The organism is Microlunatus spumicola, assembly GCF_039536445.1.
Lineage (GTDB): Bacteria > Actinomycetota > Actinomycetes > Propionibacteriales > Propionibacteriaceae > Microlunatus > Microlunatus spumicola.
In genome coordinates, this window is the sequence record NZ_BAAAYR010000002.1 from 675,374 (window position 1) to 695,178 (window position 19,805).

Below are 19,805 nucleotides of genomic sequence, written 5' to 3' on the forward strand. Positions count from 1 at the left end.
GAACCTGCCGTGTCCCCATCGTGCGCCGCGGGGTCGCGGTTGAACAAGCATCGCCAGGGAATACGCCAGGCATGACCGCGACAGACCTCACCCGGGACGCTCCGTCCGTGCGGCCCGCGCCCTCCGCTGGTCGCGCGAAGGGGCCGACCCACGCGTACACCGAGCTGATGCAGCAGGTCCGCGCCGCCGGACTCTTGCGCCGACGCGTCGGTTGGTACGTCGCGCTGTTCGTGGTCCTAGCCGCCCTGACCGCCGCCCTGGTCGGGGTTGCCGTGGCCCTCGGGCAGTCCTGGTGGGCCCTGCTCGTCGCTGTCGGGCTGGGCGTCCTCGTCGCGCAGTTCGGGTTCCTCAGCCATGAGGCGTCGCACCGCGAGATCTTCGCCAGCGGGCGCGCGAACGACCGCGCCGGGCAGATCATCGGCAGCCTCGTCGTCGGCGCCAGCCTCGCCCAGTGGGGCCGCTCGCACGTGCGTCACCACACGCACCCGAACCAGATCGGCGCCGACCCGAGCGTCGCCCCGGGTGCCCTGATCTTCGAGACGGAGGAGGCCGCCCGTACGCGGGGCCTCCGCGCTCGCTACACCCGCCGGCAGGGCTGGCTCCTTCTTCCGCTGCTGACCCTCGCCGGCGTGAACCTCTACGTCGACGGCTGGCGCGCCGTCACACGCCGCGGGCCCGTCGCCGGCCGCTGGCTCGAGCTGCCGCTGATGCTCGTGCGCCACGGCGGCTACCTCGCGCTGCTCGTCTGGGCCTACCCGCTCCCGCTCGCCGCCGCCTTCGCCGTCGTGCAGACCGCCGTCTTCGGCCTCGTGATGGGCGGCGCCTTCGTCCCCAACCACATCGGCATGCCGCTCATCGCCGCCCGCGCCAAGGTCGACTACCTGCACCGCCAGGTGCTAACTTCGCGCAACGTTCGCGGCGGCTGGTTCACCACCTGCTGGATGGGCGGCCTCAACTACCAGATCGAGCACCACCTCTTCCCGAGCATGGCCCGCCCCAACCTCGCCCGCGCCGCCGAGCTCACCCGCACCTTCTGCACGGAACGCGGCCTGACCTACACCGAGGTCCCACCCGTCGCCGCGTACGCCGCCGTCGTCCGCTCGCTCAACGAGATCGGCCTGGCCGCGGCTAGAAGGTTCGACTGCCCGACGGCGCAGGTGCTGGGGCGGGGCTGAGGGCTTCCATCGCGCCGGGCGGCACGCAATGTGACCGTTCGCTTTCTGCTAGTCGGCACGTCCCCTCGAGCGGTGGGAACCTGGGATGAAGGGCGCTCTGATGCTGCTGTAGCGCGATCACGTGGTTGGCCCGCCGCCGAGCGAGGGTCGTGACAAGCTGCACTTCCGCTGTCGGGAAGGTGCACGTGGAACAAGGTCTGTACGAGCAGTTGCTGACGCAGGGTTTCCGGTCGCAACTTGCTCAGGAGGTCGGGCTTGAGCAGTTAGTGAGCGGCGTCGACGAAGGCGACCAACCGCACGTCCTCGCTCGACACGTCGAGAGCGTGCTCCAGCGGGCTCTCGCGGCCACGGCAGATCCGGAGCGTCGGCTCACCCTCGTGAACGACGTGCTCGCCGTCCTGTCCGCAACGACTGACACGGTGGTCCACCCACCGCAACAGCTCCTCTCCATGCGCACGCCACCTGGTCCTGGTGTGCTCACCTACGAGAGCGTTCGTCCCTCCACCCCTCTGGCCGAGGCGGCCCTCCTCACCAACACCCGGGGAGAACCGAATCTTGGTTCGGAGCTGAAGGCTGAGCTCGACACCGCCGACGAAGTCGACCTTCTGTGCGCCTTCGTCAAGTGGTATGGCTTGCGCCTCCTGGAGCCAGAGCTTGCGCGGCGCCGAGACCGAGGAGCGCCTTTTCGTGTCATCACCACGACCTACATGGGTGCGACGGATCCGGATGCTCTTGACCGTTTGGTTCGTGAGTTCGGTGCGGACGTGAAGATCCAGTACGACGCTCAACGAACACGGCTGCACGCCAAAGCGTGGATGTTCCGCCGTCGAACCCTCTTTGACACCGCGTACGTCGGGTCGTCGAACCTGTCGCGGGCGGCTCTGCTCGAGGGCGTGGAGTGGAACGTCCGGCTGTCGCGGGTGGGTACGCCAGCTCTGCTGGAGAAGTTTCGGGCCACCTTTGATACCTACTGGAACGACCCGAGCTTTGAGCGGTACAACCCCGACGAGGATCGGGATCGACTCGACGACGCCCTAGCCGAAGCGAGCGGACGAACGACCAGTGGGCGGGTCACGCTCTCGCTGTCCGGACTGGAAGTAAGGCCCTATCCCCATCAGCAGGCGATGCTTGACGCCCTCGACGTCGAACGCCACGTCCACGATCGACACCGCAATCTGCTGGTGGCTGCGACCGGAACCGGCAAGACGGTGATCGCTGCCCTTGACTACCGGGCATTGACGGCAGCTGCCTCTGAGCGGCCGTCGCTCCTGTTTGTCGCTCACCGGCGCGAGATTCTTGAGCAGTCGTTGCGGACGTACCGCGAGGTCTTGAATGACCCCGACTTCGGCGAGCTGTACGTCGGTGGCGCACGACCCGAGCGGTGGCGCCACGTGTTTGCGAGCGTTCAATCTTTGACGGCCTACGGCGTAGCCAACTTTGCCCCGGACGCTTACGACGTCGTCGTCATCGATGAGTTCCACCACGCAGAAGCAAGCACCTATCGACGTCTCCTCGACCGCCTGCAGCCGCAGGAGTTGCTCGGTTTGACGGCGACGCCCGAGCGCACGGATGGGCTCGACGTGCGGTCCTTCTTCGGCGGACGGACGGCGGCTGAGCTCCGTCTCTGGGACGCCCTTGGGGCCGATCTGCTGTGTCCGTTCCACTACTTCGCCATCTCGGATGGCACCGATCTGCGCCGTGTGGCCTGGTCGCGAGGGCGATACGACGAGGCGGAGCTCACCGGTCTCTACACCGGGAACCGAGCACGCGCTGCGCTCGTGTTGCAGCAGCTACAGGACAAGGTTCTCAACCTTGCCGGCATACGGGCCCTTGGTTTCTGCGTCAGCGTCGCGCACGCGCAGTTCATGGCCGAGGTCTTCCGGGCGGCTGGCGTCGCTGCGGTCGCGGTCAGTGGCACCACGCCACCTGCCGAGCGTGCTCAAGCGCTGGCCGACCTTCGAGATCGTCGGGTCAACGCGATCTTCGTCGCCGACCTGTTCAACGAGGGCGTTGACCTTCCTGACGTCGACACCGTGCTCTTCCTTCGGCCCACTGAGAGCGCCACGCTCTTCCTGCAGCAACTTGGGCGTGGTCTTCGACGGACGCGGGACAAGGCCGTTTTGACGGTTCTCGACTTCGTTGGTCACCACCGGAAGGAGTTCCGCTTCGATCATCGACTTCGTGCGCTGACGGGCGAGACGCGGCGGGGGCTGGTGCGTGCCGTCGAGCGTGGTTTCCCCTTCTTGCCTTCCGGATGCCAGATCGTCATGGATCGCCAGTCCCAGCAGCTCGTGCTGGAGAACATCCGCAGCCAGGTGGGGAATCGGTGGCCGCAGATGGTGGCGGAGCTCCGGGCGTATGGAGATCAGGACCTGCCCACGTTCTTGCAGGAGTCAGGTCTCGAGCTGTCGGACGTGCTGAGGAACAACCACTCCTGGACCGAACTCCGTCAGGCTGCCGGCCTACCAACTCGCGCCGGAGCTGACCGGGAAGCCGCGCTGTTGAAGCGTGGTCGAGCACTGGCCCATGTCGACGACCCATCCCGCGTTGAGGCGTACCGGCGGCTCCTTCACGATGACGCTCCCGGCTACCGCGACCTGAGCCTCGCGGAACGTCGTCTGGCCGACATGCTCTTCTTCTCCCTGTGGCCCGGAGGCGGAGACCACCGGTCCATAGAGGTGGGGCTCGAGCAACTTCGTACGGAGGCGGCAGTCCGGGACGAGCTGCAGGCGGTCGTCGACCTTGCCTTTGATTCCGCGCCGCACGTGACTTTTGGCCTGGAGGGTCAGCTCCGCGATGTGCCGCTCCGAGTGCACGCCAGGTATCAGCGCGAGGAGGTGCTTGCAGCCCTGGGTTACGCCAGCTTCCAGCGCAAGCCAAACTCCTTCCGCGAGGGGGTCCTCTACGTCCCCGAGCGTGACGTCGACGCCTTCTTCGTCACGCTGCAGAAGTCTGAGGCTGATTACTCTCCGACGACCCTGTACCAGGACTACCCGATAAGTCCCACGCTCTTTCACTGGGAGAGCCAATCGACCACGTCGGTCGCATCCAGGACGGGGCAGCGTTACCTCTCCGGTTCCAGCACCAAGCTCCTCTTCGTCCGGCAGCACAAGTCGGACGAGTTCGGGACGAGTCCCTACCTGTTCGCCGGTCCCGTTCGGTACGTGCAGCACCGCGGCGAGCGGCCAGTCGCCATCACCTGGCAGCTCGAGCACCCACTGCCGAACGATTTCTTTATTGAGGCGTCGGTAGCCGCAGGTTAGTCGTCTGTTCGCCTGCCAGCACGCGCTGCCACGGAGCGCTAGCGGACCCAAGTGCCGAGACGGGTCTGGTCTACACTGCAGATCATTATGGTCAAACCGGAGCTTGTTGAGCCATCCAGCAACATGCCTACTTGGGAAGCCTTCATGGCTCCCACGCTCCGAGTGCTACATGACGGTATCGTTCGAACGCGCCGAGAGATTCGACCGTTAGTTGCCAGCGAGAGTGGTCTTTCGGAAGCGCAGAAGGCGGTAACCCTGTCGTCCGGGCAACCAACCTTCGAGAATCGCATTGGCTGGGGATTGTCGTTCCTCACAAACGTCGGCGCGCTCGAACGACCAAGCCGGGGCAACTACGTCATCACGGACGCTGGCAGGTATCTTCTTCAGCGTTTTCCCAAGGGGTTCGTCGAGCGCGACGTAAACCTACTTGGCAAGGATCCCAGTTCTCCGATCCGCCCGTACATATCAACTGTGACCACGAAGGCGACTGTTGGTGACCCGGCTGTGGATGACGAAGTTCTTACTCCGATTGAGCAGGTGCAGAGTGGGGTCACGCGAATTCACGAGAAGGTTGCAAACGAGCTGCTGCAACGGCTACAGGAGAAGGACCCCGGCTTCTTCGAGCAGGCTGTTGTAAAACTCCTGTTGGCGATGGGGTACGGAGGAGCGAACGGGAGCGGATCTGCGACCCAGTTAAGCAATGACGGTGGAATTGACGGAGTTATCGATCAGGATATCCTTGGGCTGAGTCGCGTGTACATCCAGGCCAAGCGCTATGCTAACGGTAATTCTGTTGGCCGACCTGATGTCCAAGGGTTCGTTGGTGCACTACACGGGCGAGCGGATAGCGGTGTCTTCATTACGACGAGCCACTTCTCCCAAGGTGCTCGCGATTATGTCGCCTCTTCCCCGACGAGGATCGTCTTAATTGACGGTAAGCGACTAGCCGAGCTGATGATTAAGTTCAACGTCGGTATTCAAGTCAGCGAAACCTACACTATTGTAGAGTTGGATGAAGACTTCTTCTCGTAAATAAGGGCCACTAGCTGGCGCGAAGATCAATTCGTCCTTGCGCTCATGAACGACGGCGAGGTTAGAAGCTAGGTCGCCCTCGCGAGGTGGGTCGCGCCCGTCTAAGTGGTGGAGCCAAGGGGACTCGAACCCCTAACCCCCTGCTTGCAAAGCAGGTGCGCTACCAATTGCGCCATGGCCCCGTGCCGGCTGGGCCGGACGATCGATCGATCGTACGACGCGGAGGGCCTCGTCAGCGAGCCAGCGGACCCGCAAAGGAACTGCTGACCGCCGCCACCCGGAGGGCAAGACCCGCGTACGAGCTCAGCGGTTCCTGCGCCGAGCGGCGGCTGAGGGCGACGCGTACCCGTTGGGGAGCTTGCCGAGCATCGACCTGAAGGTTGGAACAAGGACGCCGAGCCGGGCCCGCAGCAGCTCGAAACCGTCACCACCACGACCTACGCTGGAACCCATGTGGTCGCAGCGCGAGGTGATCGATTACGCCTTGCAGCGGCGTCGGACGCTGGAGGGGCTGAAGCGTCCCGGCAAGCGGCTGGCGAAGCTCGACGCGTGCGACGCGGACCCGATGCTGCTGCGCGCGGCGAAGTACCACGGGGAGCAGGCCAAGGTGCCGTGCCCGGTGTGCGAGTCGACGGAGATGTACAACCTCAGCTACACGTTCGGTGAGCAGCTCGGGCAGTTCTCGGGGCGGATCAAGCCGCCGGCGGAGCTCGAGGAGATGGCGCACTCCTACGGCGAGTTCAAGGTCGTCGTGGTGGAGGTGTGCCTGCGCTGCAGCTGGAACCACATGATCGTCTCCTACCTGCTCGGCGACGGGGTGAAGCGCAAGCCTCCTCGCCGGCAGCAGACCGTCGAGGACATCTATGGCTGACCCCTCCTGGGGCCCGGTCGCGCAGCGCCCGGCCGGTGCGCCGAAGCGTGGCAGCGTCCGATGGTTCCGCCGTGTCGTCGGCGCCTTCGCGATCCTGGTCGCGCTCTGCGTCGTGGTCGGTGCGGGTGCCGTCGGGTACGGGTACTCGACCACCAAGCTGCCGAACCCCAACAAGGACTTCGAGACGGCGACGACGTTCGTCTACTGGGGCGACGGCAAGAGCGAGTTGGGCGACTTCGCCATCCAGAACCGGCAGCCGCTCGACTTCGACGAGATGCCCGACACGATCAAGCAGGCGGTCGTCGCGGCGGAGAACCGCACCTTCTGGACCGACCGCGGCGTCTCGCTGCGCGGCATGGCGCGGTCGGCGTACGTGATCGCCCGCGGCGGGAGCCTGCAGGGCGGCTCGACGATCACCCAGCAGTACATCAAGATCCTCTACCTCAACAGCGAGCAGACGGTCAGCCGCAAGTACCGCGAGCTGTTCCTCGCCTACAAGCTGAGCCAGCAGAAGAGCAAGGAGGAGATCCTCCAGGGCTACCTGAACACGATCTACTTCGGGCACGGCGCGTACGGGATCCAAGCCGCGAGCCAGGCGTACTTCAAGGTCGACGCCAAGAAGCTGACGGTGCCGCAGGCGGCCGTGCTGGCGAGCGTCATCAACAACCCCACGGCGTTCGACCCGGACGAGAAGGACAACCGCCCGCGGCTGCTGGACCGCTACCGCTACGTCATCGGCTCGATGGCGGAGACCGGCGACATCACGCCGAGCCAGGCGGCGAAGTACAGCAAGGGCCTGCCCAAGTTCCCCAAGGTGTCGGTCAACGAGCGCTACGGCGGACCCAACGGCTTCCTGCTCAAGATGGTCGAGCAGGAGCTCACGACCGCCGGCTTCTCCTCCTCCGACATCCAGGGCGGCGGGCTGCGCGTCACGACGACTTTCCACGAGGACGACCAGGAGGCCGCGATCAAGGCGGCCGAGGACACGTCCGAGCAGGCCGCGAAGGCGTCCGGCGAGAAGGAGTCCGGCCTGCACGCCGCCGTGGCCTCGGTCGACGTCAGCTCGGGCGAGGTGCTCGCGCTCTACGGCGGCCCCGACTACGTCGAGAACTCCCGGAACTGGGCGACCACGGCCCGCCCGACCGCGTCGACCTTCAAGGCCTTCACCCTCGCGGCCGGCCTGGAGAACGGCTTCAGCCTGCGCTCCGACTTCGAGGGCAACACCTGGCGCATCCCGGGCGACCCGACCCCGGTGCGCAACGAGTACAGCCAGAACTACGGCTACCGGGTGAACCTGGTCGAGGCGACCGCCAAGTCCATCAACACCGCCTTCGTCGACCTCATCCGGCAGCTGCCGGACGGCAAGGACAAGACGCTGGCGATCGCGGAGAAGGCGGGCGCGCCGAAGAGCCGCGGCTGGGACGCCGCCGAGCGGAACATCCCGATCGGCACGCCCGAGGTCAGCCCGCTCAACCAGGCCAGCGCGTACGCGACCTTCGCCAACGGGGGCGTCCACGTGGCGCCGCACGTGGTCAAGGAGGTCAAGGACGCCGAAGGGAACGTGCTCTACAAGGCCGACCCGAAGACCGACCGCGCGGTCAGCAGCGACGTGGCCGACGACGTCACGTTCGCGCTCTCCAACGTGGTCGAGACGGGCACCGGCCGGGCCGCGTCGAGCCTCGGCCGCCCGGTCGCCGGCAAGACCGGGACCAACGGCGTCGAGGACGGCAACGGCGACAACATCGTGAACTCGTCCTGGTTCGTCGGCTACACGCACCAGATCTCGACGGCCGTCATGTACGTCGCGGGCAAGAGCGGGAGCGCGAGCCTCGACCCCTACCGGCGCCCCGGGGACAGCACGTTCTTCGGCGCGACCTACCCGCTGCAGACGTGGGTGGGCTACATGAAGTCGGCGACCGACGGCCAGGACGTCGAGAAGTTCGACCCGCCGGCGTACGTGAACTCCTACGCCCAGCCGACCTACACGCCGCCCGCGCCGCCGCAGCCGGACCAGCCGCCGACCCCGGTCCAGCCGCCCTCGCCGCCGGGTCCCCCCGGACCCCCGAGCGCGACCGCGCAGCCGAGCACCACGCCGTCGAACCGGCCGACCCCGGGCGGGACCGTCACGCCCCGTCGCTGAGCAGGCGCCGCGAACCTTCCCGTCCCAGCAGCGGGTCAGCCGCCGAGGCTCGCCAGCTGGTCGGCGGACGGGGCGAAGAAGATCGTGCCCGTGGTCGCGGTCGACACGTCGAGGATGCGGTCGTACATCCCGAGCGGGTCGCCCAGGAACATCCGCCGCAGCATCGTCAGGGTGACGGTCACGTTGCCGGCGTAGCCGATGAAGTAGGTGCCGAACTCGCCGCTCCCGGCGCGGCCGAAGGGCATGTTGTCGCGCAGGATCGCGCGCTCGACGCCGCCGACCTCGAGGGTCGCGAGCGTCTTGTGGGCCTTCTGGCCCGTCTCGGCGTCGGGGTGCTCGGTGTTGTCGGCCTTGTCCCGGCCGACGATCTCCGACTGCTTGTCGGCGCCGTACGAGGCCCAGGTGCTCAGGTCGTGCAGGTACTTCTGCACGACGACGTAGCTGCCGCCGGCGAAGTCGGGGTCCTCGTCGCCGACGAGGGCGGCCTCGGTCAGCTCGGGGCCGACCGGGTTGGCCGTCCCGTCCACGAACCCGAGGAGGTCGCGGGCGTCGAAGTAGCGGAACGCGGTGGTCTCGTCGACGACGGTGACGCTGCCGCCGAGGGCGTTCATGACCACGCGGACGAACTCGAAGCAGAGGTCGCTGCGCTCGGCGCGGACGTGCAGCAGCAGGTCGCCGGGCGTGGACGGGGCGACGTTCTTGCCGCCGTCGATGGCCGGGAACGTCCGTAGCTGACGGGGACGGTGGCCGGGGGAGAGCCGGTCCCAGGCGGCGCTGCCGACGCCGACCACGCAGGACAGACGGGCCGACAGGTCCCGGAACCCGACCGTCTTGAGCAGGTCGTCGATGCCCGAGATCGTGTCGCGGACGGTCGCGAGGTCGTCGTCGCCCGGCCCGATGTCGAGCACGAGGAACGTCGCGAACTGGCTCAGCGTCGCCTCGATGGTCTGCGCCGCGATCGGCACCCGGTCCCAGGCCCCTGAGCTCATGGGCCGAAGTCAACCACCGGGGACAGGCTCCGCTGGTAGGTTCTCGCGGTGCCCGAGGTCCAGCCTGCGCGGACCGACGGCTTCGCCGCGGTGATGAGCGAGCGCCTCGGCGGGCCGCTCGGTCGCTACGCCGACGTCGTCCGGGACTTCTGGAGCCCGGCCCGGGTGATCCTGGCCGTGACGACGCTGACCTACCTCGTGGGGATGGTCTTCCGCCTGCCGTGCCGGGTGACCGTCGCGGGGCAGTCACCCGACGCGTTCCGGATGCTCTGCTACTCCGACATCGGCCTGCTCTACGGCGACCGCGGCCTGCTGCAGGGCAACACCCCCTACCTCGACTCGGGCGGCTACCAGGTGCTCGAGTACCCGGTGCTGACCGGCTGGTTCCTCGAGCTGGAACGGCGCATCACCGTCGGGCTCGGAGCCCCGTCCGGCGCCGGCCTGAGCGCGCAGCAGGCGGTGGACGCGACGCTGAGGTTCGTCGACGTCAACCAGGTGCTGCTCGGGGCGCTGCTCCTCGTCGCCGTGTGGGCCCAGGTGCACACGTCGGTCGGCCGCCCGTGGGACGCGATGATGGTCGCCGCCTCCCCGATGGTCGCCGCGGCGTCGCTGGTCAACTGGGACCTCCTCGCGGTCGCCCTCACCGCCACCGGGATGCTCGCCTGGAGCCGGCGGCGACCCGGTCTGGCGGGGGTGCTCCTCGGGCTCGGAATGGCGGCCAAGCTCTACCCGGTCTTCCTGCTCGGCCCGCTGCTCCTGCTGTGCCTGCGCTCCGGGCGGATGCGCGCGTACGGGGTGCTGCTGGTCGGGTTCGTGGTCAGCTGGCTCGTGGTGAATTTGCCGGTGCTCGTCCTCGCGCCGGACGCGTGGCTGAGCTTCTGGACGTTCAACGCCGACCGGGCCGGCGACTTCGGGTCGATCTGGTACGTCTTCTCGCTCGCCGGGCACCCGGTCCCGCAGCTGAACCTGGTGAGCGGCGGCCTGTTCGCCCTGGCCTGCGTGCTGATCGGCCTGCTCGTCCTGCTCGCCCCGCGCCGGCCCCGCCTCGGCGCGGTCGCCTTCCTCGTCGTCGCGGCGTTCCTGATGACCAACAAGGTCTACTCGCCGCAGTACGTGCTCTGGCTGCTGCCGTTCGTCGTGCTGGCCCGGCCCCGCTGGCGCGACTGGTGGGTCTTCACCTTCGGCGAGATCGTGTACTTCGTGGCGATCTGGTGGCACCTCGGCGGCGAGCTGAGCCCGGGCGACGGCGGCGACGACCGGGTCTACTGGTGCGCCGTGGTGCTGCGCCTCGCGACGGAGGGCTGGATCGTCGCCCTCGTCGTCCGTGACGCGCTGCGGCCGGACCGCGACCCCGTACGCGCCCTTCGGCTGGCTCAGGGACCATCGGCCGACGACCCGACCGGCGGTGTCCTCGACGGGGCGCCGGACGCGTCGTGGCGCGCCCGGCTGAAGGTGCCCGCGTGACGGCGACGGTGGCGAAGACCCCGCGCACGGAGGGGCGGACGGACGGCGGCGGGCGGCTGGTCGTGCAGGCCTGGCTGGCGAGCCGCGGGCTGATCGCCCTGGTCGCGCTGGTGCTCGCGCTGACCACGGGGCGCAGCGTCACCGACATGGTGAGCAACTGGGACGTGCAGCACTTCAGCCGCCTGGCGGAGGGCGGCTACTGGGCGGACGCGGACGGGACGCTGATGGCGTTCTTCCCGGGCTTCCCCGGGCTGCTGGCGCTGGGGTTGGCCGTCGGTCTGCCCGTCGCCGTGACCGGCGTGGTCGTGTCGCTCGCCTGCTCCGCGGTCGCCGCCGGCGCGCTGCACCGCCTCGGCGGACCCGCGGCCGCGGTGGCCTGGCTCTTTGCGCCGACCGCCGTGTTCACGGTGGTGCCGTACACGGAGTCGATGTTCTGCGCCGCGGCGTTCTGGGCCTGGGAACGGGCCCGCGCCGACCGCTGGGTCGCGGCGGTCCTGCTCGCGGCGGTCGCCTGCTCGGTCCGGGTGTCCGGGCTGTTCCTCATCGGCGCGCTGGCCGTGATGATCCTGACCAGCCCCAGGGTCGCGGTGGGAGACCGTGCGCGTCGCCTCGCGCTGCTGCTCGTGCCCGCCGCGGTCATCGGGGTGTTCGCCACCTACCTGCACGCGATCAGCGGCAGCTGGACCGCCTGGTACCACGCGCAGTCCACCGGCTGGGTCCGTGAGCTGACCTGGCCGTGGCAGTCCTTCCTCAACACCATCCCCGCGGTCGTGCCCGGCGCGTACGCCGACCACCCCTGGTGGGCGGCCGTGTTCCGCGGAGAGATGGTCTCGATGGCCGTCGGCCTGCTGGTCGTCGTCTGGGCGGTGGTCCGCAGCGTCCGGCTGCTGCGGGCGGGGGAGCGGCCGCTGTGGGGCGAGGCCGCGTGGGTCGGCGTGCAGGTGCTGGCGTTCTCCCTGTCCTACTGGTTCTTCTCGGTGAACCGCGCCACGCTGCTCTGGTTCCCGCTGTGGATCATGCTCGCCGAGTGGGCCCGGCGCCGGCGGCCGACGCCGGCCGGCCGGGCGACGCACCGGACCCTCGTCGGCGCCGCCCTCGCGCTCGAGGTCGTGCTGATGCTGTGGTGGTGCTGGCTCTTCTTCACCGGCCACTGGGCCAGCTGAGCCTTCACCCCTGGGGGTGGGGCAACCCGTACGATCCGAGACGTGCCCTCGCGCGTCCTGGTCCTCAGCGCGAGCGTCGGCGCGGGCCACACCATGGCCGCCGACGCGGTGGCCGCGGCGTTCCGCGGACGGCCCGACGTCGAGGAGGTCATGCAGCTCGACGTCCTGCGCACCACCAACGAGGTCTACCGGCTGCTCTACGACGACGGCTACTTCGCACTGGTGAAGAGCGTGCCCTGGCTGGTGGGCTGGGGCTACGACAAGAGCGACCAGCCGTTCAACATGGCCCGCGCCCTCAAGGCCTGGGACCGCGTCAACAACCTCGACACCGTGCGGGTGATCAAGGAGTTCCGGCCGACCACGGTCGTCTGCACCCACTTCTTGCCGCTGCGGATCGTGTCGCTGCTCGTGTCCCAGGGCACGCTGCGCTGCTCGGTCAGCGCGGTCACGACCGACTACGACTTCCAGGGGCTCTGGCTGAGCGGGGCGTTCACGCGGATGTTCGTGGCGCGGCCCGAGACGCGCGACCACCTCGTGGCCATCGGCGTCCCCGAGCGGCGCGTGACCGTCTCCGGCATCCCCGTCCGCGCCGGGCTCGGGCAACCCGTCGACCGGGCGGCCGTCCTGCGCAAGCACCGCCTCCGGGGCGACCTGCCGACGGTCCTGATCTCGGCGGGCGCGGCGGGCGGGGACTACGTCCGCGCGATCGTCGGGCAGGTGCAGCGGATCCCCACGCCGCACCAGACGGTCGTGGTGTGCGGGCGCAACGCGACGCTCAAGGCGGCGATCGACGCCCAGACCTTCGACGACGACGCCGTGCGCGTCCTCGGCTACACCGACGACATGCCCGAGCTGCTCGACGTGGCCGATCTCTTCGTCGGCAAGCCGGGCGGGCTGTCGTCGTCGGAGTGCATGGCCGTCGGGCTGCCGATGGCCCTGGTGAACCCGATCCCCGGCCAGGAGACGCGCAACAGCGACTACCTGCTCGAGGAGGGCGCCGCGGTCCGGTGCAACTACGAGACGACGGTCGGCACCAAGATCGAGGGGCTGCTGAAGGACCGGGCCCGGCTGCCCGCGATGTCCGCCGCCGCCCGCCGGATCGGCTACCCGCGGGCCGCGGAGACGATCGCCCACGACGTGCTCGGCGACGTCGACCAGCTGCTGTGGATGACCCGGTCGGCGCAGAAGGCGATGCTCCGGGTGGCGGAAGCCGGCCAGCCGCTGGAGAACCCCCGGCCCGCGCGCACCCTCGCGATCCTGGCCGAGGCGCGCAGCGGCATGCCGGTGGCCGTCGTCACCGACGACGAGGTGAGCCGCGTCGACGACTACTTCGGCGGCGGGCTGCGGCACGGCGAGGAGGTGACGGTGTCGCTCGACCAGCTCTCCCGGCCCGACCGGCTCGCGCTCCGCGTCCGGCCCAAGACCGACCCGCACCTGCTCCTGGTGCTCCGGCGCCTGGTCGGGGACCGTCCGAGCGTCGCCCTCCGGATCGAGCGGACCGCCGGCGTCTGAACCACCGCTGCCCGGCACCCCGTCACCCCGGGTCGGGCGCCCGTACGCCCACCGCCCCCGCCCACTAGTTTGAGCGGATGGACTACCGCCAGCTGGGAGCCTCCGGGCTCCGCGTCTCGACCATCACCCTCGGCACCATGGGCTTCGCCGGCACCGGCTGGGCCCAGCCCGTCGGCAACCTCGACGTGGACGGTGCCCGCCGCCAGATCTCGCTGGCCCGGGACGCCGGGGTCAACCTGTTCGACACCGCCGACGTCTACTCCGCCGGGCAGTCCGAGGAGATCCTCGGCGCCGCGCTCGGCTCGGACCGCGACGACGTGCTCATCGCCACCAAGGTCCGCATGCAGATCGGTGACGCCGACGGGCCCAACGACCTCGGCCTCTCCCGCCACCACATCATCCGCGGGGTCGAGGGCAGCCTGCGCCGCCTCGGCACCGACCACATCGACCTCTACCAGATCCACGAGTGGGACGGCCAGACCCCGCTCGAGGAGACCATGTCGGCGCTCGACACGCTCGTGAGGTCCGGCAAGGTCCGTTACATCGGCGCCTCGAACTACACCGGCTGGCAGCTGATGAAGGCGATGTGGGTCGCCGACAAGGGCGCCACCGAGCGCTTCGTCAGCCAGCAGATCTACTACTCCCTCCAGGCGCGCGACGCCGAGAAGGAGCTCGTCCCCGTCTCCATCGACCAGGGCCTCGGCATCCTCGTGTGGAGCCCGCTCGCCGGCGGCCTGCTGTCCGGCAAGTACCGCCGCGGCCAGGACGACCCCGAGGGCACGCGCCGCTTCCAGGGCTGGAGCGAGCCGCCCGTGGAGAACGAGGACCAGCTCTACGACACGATCGACCTGCTGGTCGAGATCGGCGAGGGCCACGGCGTCTCGGCGGCCCAGGTCGCGCTGGCCTGGACGCTCACTAAGCCGGCCGTCACCTCGCTGGTGATCGGCGCGCGTACGGAGGAGCAGCTGGCCGACAACCTCGCCGCCGCGACGCTGGTGCTGAGCAGCGACGAGGTCGCCCGGCTCGACGCGGTGAGCCTGCAGCCGCTGACCTACCCGCACTGGCACCAGGCGAACGCCGCCTCCGACCGGCTCGGCGCGACCACCGAGTCGCTGCTGCGTCCGCACATCGGGTAGGTCCCGCTAGGGTCGCGCCCGTGGACCCCAGCCGACCGACCATCGGGCGTGGCCTGACCTTCCTCTTCGCGGTCGCGGCCGGGGCGGCGGTCGGCAACCTCTACTGGGCGCAACCCCTGCTCGACCTGATCGCCGACGACCTCGGGGCGCCGACCGCGGACGCGGGCTGGCTGGTGACCACCACCCAGCTCGGGTACGCGGTCGGCATCCTGCTGGTCGTCCCGCTCGGCGACGTGACCAACCGGCGGAGGCTCGTCCCGCTGTCGATGCTGGCGGCAGCCGTGGCGCTCGGGCTGTGCGCACTGGCGCCCTCGTTCGGCTTCCTCGTCGCCGCGCTCGGGCTGGTCGGCCTGCTGACGGTCGGCGGGCAGCTGCTGACGCCGCTGGCCGGCGACCTCGCGACCGACGCCGACCGGGGCGCCGTCGTCGGGACGGTCGTGTCCGGGATCCTCACCGGCATCCTGCTCTCCCGCACGGTCAGCGGCTTCGTCGCCGACGCGTTCGGGTGGCGCTCCATCTACGTCGGTGCGGCCGTGCTCGACGTCCTGCTCGCCGTGCTGCTGTGGCGGGCCATCCCGGACCTCGAGCCCAAGGCCAGGGTGCGCTACCCGGCGCTCATCGCGTCGGTCTTCGTGGTGGTCCGGCGCGAGCGCGTCGTGCGCTGGACGCTGCTGCTCGCCGGGATCGCCTTCGCGCTGTTCACCATGTTCTGGACGTCGCTCACCTTCCTGCTCAGCGGACCGCCGTTCAGCTATCCCGTGTCGGTGATCGGCCTCTTCGGCCTCGTCGGGCTGGTGGGGGCGATCGCCGCGCAGCGGGCCGGCCGGCTGCACGACGCGGGCTGGTCCGTCCGCGCCTCCGGCATCGGCTGGGCGGTGGTCGTCCTGTCCTTCGGCGTCGCGGCGCTCGGCGGGCGCTCGGTCGTGCTGGTCGTGGTGGCGATCCTGCTGCTCGACGTGGCGATCCAGGGGATCGGCATCCTCAACCAGACGCGGATGTTCGCCGTGTCGGGCGAGGCCCGCAGCCGGCTGAACACCGCCTTCGTCACCAACAACTTCCTCTGGGGAGCGGGCGGCTCGGTGCTGGCCACGGTCCTGTGGCACGCCGGCGGGTGGACCGCCGTCACCCTGACCGGCGCCGGCCTCGCGCTCGTGGCCCTCGTCGTCTGGGCGTTGGGCCGCCGTGGCCCGCTGGTCGTCCCGAGGTCATGAACGTGTCCGGGCCCCCACCTACGATGGCGCGGTGCCCCGGTGGATCGAGCTCGACGAGTTGGCCAACCTCCGCGACGTGGGGGGTGTGCCCACCCTCGACGGCGGCGAGATCGCGCCCGGACGGCTGCTGCGGTCGGACAACCTCCAGACCCTGACCGACGCGGACGTCGACGCGCTGCTCGCGCTCGGCGTGACCGACGTCGTCGACCTGCGCAGCGACTACGAGCGCGAGGCCGAGGGGCCCGGCCCGCTCACGAAGACCGAGGTGGTCCACCACCCGCACTCCTTCTTCCGGGAGTGGCGCGAGGGCGTGGGCGAGGACAAGGACGGCGACGCCGCCGAGGCCGTGGAGGAGCGTCCAGAGGCCGTGCCCGACGAGGCGCTGCCCTGGGTGGACCTCGAGCCCTCGGTGAGCCTGCAGAACGAGACCGCCGGGGTCTACCTGTCGTACGTCGTGGACCGCCCGGACTCCGTGCTGGCCGGCCTGCGCGAGATCGCCGACGCCGAGGGGGCCACCCTCGTGCACTGCGCCGCGGGCAAGGACCGGACGGGCACGCTCGTGGCCCTCGCGCTCCTGCTGGTCGGTGCCGACCGCGAGGCCGTCATCGACGACTACGCGGCGAGCTCCGAGCGGGCCCAGCGGATCCTCGACCGGCTGCTCGCCTCCGACACCTACGCCGAGAACCTGCGCGGCCGGCCGCTCTCCTCGCACCTGTCCCGGCCCGAGACGATGCGCGCGTTCCTGGAGCACGTCGACGCCACGTACGGCGGGGTCGAGCCGATGCTGCAGCAGCTCGGCTGGACGGCCGACGACACCGCCCGGCTCCGGGCGAAACTGCGCGACCCCGCGGAGCAGAAGTAACGGTCATGGCTGACGACACGCTGGACCTGACCACCGGCGTGCAGCTGGCCGACATCCCCCTCGACGGGCTCCTCGCCGGCAAGGTCGGCGACGCGGACGTGATGCTCGCGCGCTGGACCGACGACGCCGGCCGCCCGCAGGTGAGCGCGCTGGACGCGGGCTGCACGCACCGCGGTGCCCAGCTGCCGAACGGCCTCCGGTTCGGCGACACGGTGGTCTGCCCCTTCCACCACGCGTGCTTCGACCTGCGCAACGGCGAGGCCGTCGCCGCCCCGGCCATCGCGCCGCTGAAGGCGTGGGCCGTCACCGTCGACGGTGACCGCGTCACCGTGGCCGCGTCTCCCGAGCCCGCCCCGCTCACGCCCGAGCGCGTCGACAACGACCGCGGCGTCACCCGCGTGGTGGTGGTCGGTGGCGGCGCCGGTGGGTTCGCGGCGGTGGAGCGGCTCCGCCGCGCCGGCTACGAGGGCGCGCTCGCCCTCGTGTCGGGCGAGGCCGGGCTGCCGATCGACCGGCCCGAGCTGAGCAAGAACTACCTCTCCGGCGCCAAGCAGCCCGCAGACCTGCCGCTGCTCCCCGCCACCTGGTACGCCGAGCACGACGTGGAGACCCACCTCGGCGTGACGGCCACCGCGCTCGACCTGGCCGAGCGGTCCGTGACCCTGGCGAACGGGACGACGCTGGCGTACGACGCGCTCGTCCTGGCCACGGGGGCGTCGCCGGTCCGGCCGGACCTGCCGGGCTTCGACCGTCCGGAGGTCTTCGTCCTGCGGAGCCAGGAGGACGCCGACGCGATCGTCGCCGCGAGCGAGGGCAAGCGGGTCGCCGTCGTCGGCGGCGGGTTCATCGGGCTGGAGGTCGCCGCCGCGCTGCGCCAGCGCGAGGTGGACGTGACCGTGGTGATGTCGGGGTCCGTGCCCATGGCCGGTCAGCTGGGCGAGGACCTCGGCGGCGTGCTCCGGACGCTCCACGAGGAGCACGGCACCCGCTTCGTCGAGGGTCGCGCCGCGGCGTGGGACGGCAGCGAGCTCGAGCTGGAGGACGGCGGCCGCGTGCCCGCCGACGTGCTCGTCGTCGGGCTCGGGGTCGAGCCGCGCACGGAGCTGGCCGAGGCGGCCGGCCTCACGGTCGACGACGGCGTGCTCGTCGACGCCACCTTCGAGACGAGCGTCGGCGGCGTGTTCGCGGTGGGTGACATCGCCCGCTTCCCCGACCCGCTGACCGGACGGCTCGTCCGCGTCGAGCACTGGGCCCAGGCCGAACGGTCCGGCGCGCTGGCGGCGATCAACCTGCTGGGCGGCCAGCAGGCGGTCACCGAACCGCCTTTCTACTGGACGCAGCAGTTCGGCACGAGCTTCCGGCTGAGCGGGCACGCGACGTCGCTCGAGCACGGCGAGGCGGACGGTTCCGCGGCGGACAAGAAGCTCCTGGTCACGTTCCGCGAGGACGGGCGGGTCGTGGCCGCCGCCGCGCTCGGCCGGGACCACGACCTGCTGGTCGTCGAGGACGAGGCGCTGCGCCAGCCGGCGCTCTGACCCCGACGCGGTTCAGCTGCGCGGCGGTTCAGCTGCGCGGCGGTTCAGCCGTGCCGGTGCGGGCCGGCGTCCTCGTCGTCGTCGTGGTGCGGCCCCAGGATGTTCGAGAGGTACTTGCGCTGCAGCTCCAGGGCCCAGCCGGGGCACCAGCCGTCGGTCGTGGTGCTGCGCCTGCGGCCGTCCGCCGGAGGGCTCACGGTGCCGTGCAGGCTGCCGTCCTTGGCCCAGTGGAGCATCTCCTCCTCCCAGGGCCGGTCCTGCAGCGATCGACGCTCGCGCATCGCCCGTCTCATCGCCCGCGGCAACCGGCGAGCGCTCCACCACCTCATCACGAGGAACTACATCGCTGTAGGCCCTGAGATGTTTCACCTTCAAGCAGGAGTGATCAGATACTTACGCTGCGCACAGGAAGACGGCGTCGACCGTCGCGATCGTGAGCCTCAGCTCGACGGGGACCTCGTCGCCGACGGCGGGCGGCGTCGCTGACGCCGGCAGGAAGACGAGGCTCGACTGCATGTGCGGCGGTTCCAGGAACCACCGCTTGCGTCCGTCGATCGTGAACGGGCTGAGGGCGCGACCCGCCGCCTCCAGTGTCCCGGAGGCGAGCGCCGTGGCGCGCTGGCGCCAGGAGGACGCGGAGGTGGGCGCCTCGAGCCCGACGCCGTGCGACGTGCCGCCGGCCACGACCACGACCCACCCGTCGCCCGGGACCACGCGGCCCCGGTAGCCCGCCCGCTCGCCCCGGCGTACGGGGTGGACGTCGAGGACGGTCGCGGTGACCTTCCGGCCCGCCGCGTCCCCCAGCCACAGCCGGGTCCCGACGCGCGCGCGGACCGGGACCGCACCCTCGGGGCCGCCGAGCTCGGCCGCGAGCCGGCGGACCTGGTGGGCGGGCAGGTGCGAGAGCCAGAGCGTGCCGGCGGCGGTTCCGAGGGCGGCGCGGGCGAGGCGGACGGCCTCGGCGTAGCGGTCCTCCTCGCGCAGGGGCAGGTGGATGGTCCAGCCCTCGAACGTCACCTGGTCCAGCAGCGGGCCCGCGGCCGCGAGGTCGTCGACCGACAGCCCGTGGCGGCGCATGGAGGTCAGGACCTCCACGACCACGCGCGGGCGGCCACCGGCGGCCGCGACGGCGCGCAGGTCGTCGAGCCGCGAGACGGTGGTGATGACGCGGGGGTCGGCGAGCAACGTGTGGGCGAGCCCGCCGTCGCCCTGCTCGTACGGCTGCAGGATCACGACGTCGCCCTCGAAGGTGCCCCGGACGACGCCGACCTCGGAGGCCATGCCCACGGCGAGGGTGTCGAGGCCGAGCCGGCGGCACTCGGCCGCGAGCCGGACGAGCCCGAAGCCGTACCCGTGGCCCTTGACCACGGGCACGATCGCCGGGGCCTCGGCGACGACCTCCGCGAGGTGCGCCTGCCAGCGGCCCTCGTCGAGCGTGACGGAGACGCCCAC

15 protein-coding genes and 1 tRNA gene are annotated in these 19,805 nt (G+C 70.3%); 12 read left to right on the forward strand and 4 right to left on the reverse strand.

All coding sequences use genetic code 11. The annotated features are described in order from the left end of the window. Nucleotides 1-71: 71 nt before the first annotated feature. The 3 genes from ABD665_RS12100 to ABD665_RS12110 all read left to right on the forward strand — a co-directional run bounded on the left by ABD665_RS12100 (nt 72) and on the right by ABD665_RS12110 (nt 5,470). Nucleotides 72-1,175 carry a fatty acid desaturase gene (locus ABD665_RS12100; RefSeq protein WP_204910435.1) on the forward strand — a complete coding sequence of 368 codons (1,104 nt, stop codon included), beginning with the start codon at nt 72-74 and terminating at the stop codon, nt 1,173-1,175. A gap of 185 nt (nt 1,176-1,360) precedes the next feature. Continuing rightward, nucleotides 1,361-4,438 carry a DEAD/DEAH box helicase gene (locus tag ABD665_RS12105; protein WP_425562152.1) on the forward strand — a complete coding sequence of 1,026 codons (3,078 nt, stop codon included), beginning with the start codon at nt 1,361-1,363 and terminating at the stop codon, nt 4,436-4,438. 87 nt (nt 4,439-4,525) lie between these two features. Continuing rightward, nucleotides 4,526-5,470 (forward strand): restriction endonuclease, encoded by a 945-nt coding sequence (locus ABD665_RS12110; protein ID WP_204910433.1) that lies wholly within the window; start codon nt 4,526-4,528, stop codon nt 5,468-5,470. 106 nt (nt 5,471-5,576) lie between these two features. On the opposite strand, the gene ABD665_RS12115 is transcribed toward ABD665_RS12110, so the two are convergent. Then, a tRNA-Ala gene (locus ABD665_RS12115) sits at nt 5,577-5,652 on the reverse strand. Between the two features lie 269 nt (nt 5,653-5,921). Here ABD665_RS12115 and ABD665_RS12120 point away from each other — a divergent pair. Continuing rightward, on the forward strand, nt 5,922-6,341 hold the full coding sequence (locus tag ABD665_RS12120; protein WP_204910432.1) for a DUF5318 family protein: 420 nt from the start codon (nt 5,922-5,924) through the stop codon (nt 6,339-6,341). Next, nucleotides 6,334-8,481, forward strand: a complete 2,148-nt coding sequence (locus tag ABD665_RS12125; RefSeq protein WP_204910431.1) for a transglycosylase domain-containing protein — start codon at nt 6,334-6,336, stop codon at nt 8,479-8,481. Before ABD665_RS12120 ends, ABD665_RS12125 begins: the two co-directional genes overlap by 8 nt. Before the next feature lie 35 nt (nt 8,482-8,516). On the opposite strand, the gene ABD665_RS12130 is transcribed toward ABD665_RS12125, so the two are convergent. Continuing rightward, nucleotides 8,517-9,470 carry a Dyp-type peroxidase gene (locus tag ABD665_RS12130; RefSeq protein ID WP_204910430.1) on the reverse strand — a complete coding sequence of 318 codons (954 nt, stop codon included), beginning with the start codon at nt 9,468-9,470 and terminating at the stop codon, nt 8,517-8,519. A gap of 48 nt (nt 9,471-9,518) precedes the next feature. On the opposite strand from ABD665_RS12130, the gene ABD665_RS12135 reads away from it, so the two are divergent. From ABD665_RS12135 to ABD665_RS12165, 7 genes are all read left to right on the forward strand, one after another. After that, a complete protein-coding gene (locus ABD665_RS12135) occupies nt 9,519-10,934 on the forward strand; it encodes a glycosyltransferase family 87 protein (protein ID WP_344742403.1) in 1,416 nt (471 codons plus the stop codon). After that, nucleotides 10,931-12,097 (forward strand): hypothetical protein, encoded by a 1,167-nt coding sequence (locus tag ABD665_RS12140; RefSeq protein ID WP_344742404.1) that lies wholly within the window; start codon nt 10,931-10,933, stop codon nt 12,095-12,097. Before ABD665_RS12135 ends, ABD665_RS12140 begins: the two co-directional genes overlap by 4 nt. A 42-nt stretch (nt 12,098-12,139) precedes the next feature. Then, nucleotides 12,140-13,609: an MGDG synthase family glycosyltransferase gene (locus ABD665_RS12145; protein ID WP_204910429.1), complete on the forward strand. Its 1,470-nt coding sequence runs from the start codon at nt 12,140-12,142 to the stop codon at nt 13,607-13,609. Between the two features lie 77 nt (nt 13,610-13,686). Then, nucleotides 13,687-14,745 (forward strand): aldo/keto reductase, encoded by a 1,059-nt coding sequence (locus ABD665_RS12150; RefSeq protein WP_204910428.1) that lies wholly within the window; start codon nt 13,687-13,689, stop codon nt 14,743-14,745. A gap of 20 nt (nt 14,746-14,765) precedes the next feature. Then, nucleotides 14,766-15,956: an MFS transporter gene (locus ABD665_RS12155; protein WP_204910427.1), complete on the forward strand. Its 1,191-nt coding sequence runs from the start codon at nt 14,766-14,768 to the stop codon at nt 15,954-15,956. 31 nt (nt 15,957-15,987) lie between these two features. Then, nucleotides 15,988-16,818, forward strand: coding sequence for a tyrosine-protein phosphatase (locus ABD665_RS12160; RefSeq protein WP_204910426.1), 831 nt, complete (start codon nt 15,988-15,990; stop codon nt 16,816-16,818). Between the two features lie 5 nt (nt 16,819-16,823). After that, nucleotides 16,824-18,353, forward strand: a complete 1,530-nt coding sequence (locus ABD665_RS12165) for an FAD-dependent oxidoreductase (RefSeq protein ID WP_204910425.1) — start codon at nt 16,824-16,826, stop codon at nt 18,351-18,353. Nucleotides 18,354-18,397: 44 nt separating this feature from the next. Here the strand turns inward: ABD665_RS12165 and ABD665_RS12170 are convergent, their stop codons facing one another. Further along, complete coding sequence (locus ABD665_RS12170) at nt 18,398-18,634, reverse strand: hypothetical protein (RefSeq protein WP_204910424.1); 237 nt, start codon at nt 18,632-18,634, stop codon at nt 18,398-18,400. Nucleotides 18,635-18,746: 112 nt separating this feature from the next. Continuing rightward, nucleotides 18,747-19,805: an alanine racemase gene (locus ABD665_RS12175; protein ID WP_204910423.1), complete on the reverse strand. Its 1,059-nt coding sequence runs from the start codon at nt 19,803-19,805 to the stop codon at nt 18,747-18,749.

Bases quoted from the DNA above. Each gene is read 5' to 3' on its own strand.
- ABD665_RS12100 (WP_204910435.1), top strand. From the start codon at position 72: ATGACCGCGACAGACCTCACCCGGGACGCTCCGTCCGTGCGGCCCGCG.
- ABD665_RS12165 (WP_204910425.1), top strand. From the start codon at position 16,824: ATGGCTGACGACACGCTGGACCTGACCACCGGCGTGCAGCTGGCCGAC.
- ABD665_RS12150 (WP_204910428.1), top strand. From the start codon at position 13,687: ATGGACTACCGCCAGCTGGGAGCCTCCGGGCTCCGCGTCTCGACCATC.
- ABD665_RS12120 (WP_204910432.1), top strand. From the start codon at position 5,922: ATGTGGTCGCAGCGCGAGGTGATCGATTACGCCTTGCAGCGGCGTCGG.
- ABD665_RS12110 (WP_204910433.1), top strand. From the start codon at position 4,526: ATGGTCAAACCGGAGCTTGTTGAGCCATCCAGCAACATGCCTACTTGG.
- ABD665_RS12125 (WP_204910431.1), top strand. From the start codon at position 6,334: ATGGCTGACCCCTCCTGGGGCCCGGTCGCGCAGCGCCCGGCCGGTGCG.
- ABD665_RS12130 (WP_204910430.1), bottom strand. From the start codon at position 9,470: ATGAGCTCAGGGGCCTGGGACCGGGTGCCGATCGCGGCGCAGACCATC.
- ABD665_RS12170 (WP_204910424.1), bottom strand. From the start codon at position 18,634: ATGCGCGAGCGTCGATCGCTGCAGGACCGGCCCTGGGAGGAGGAGATG.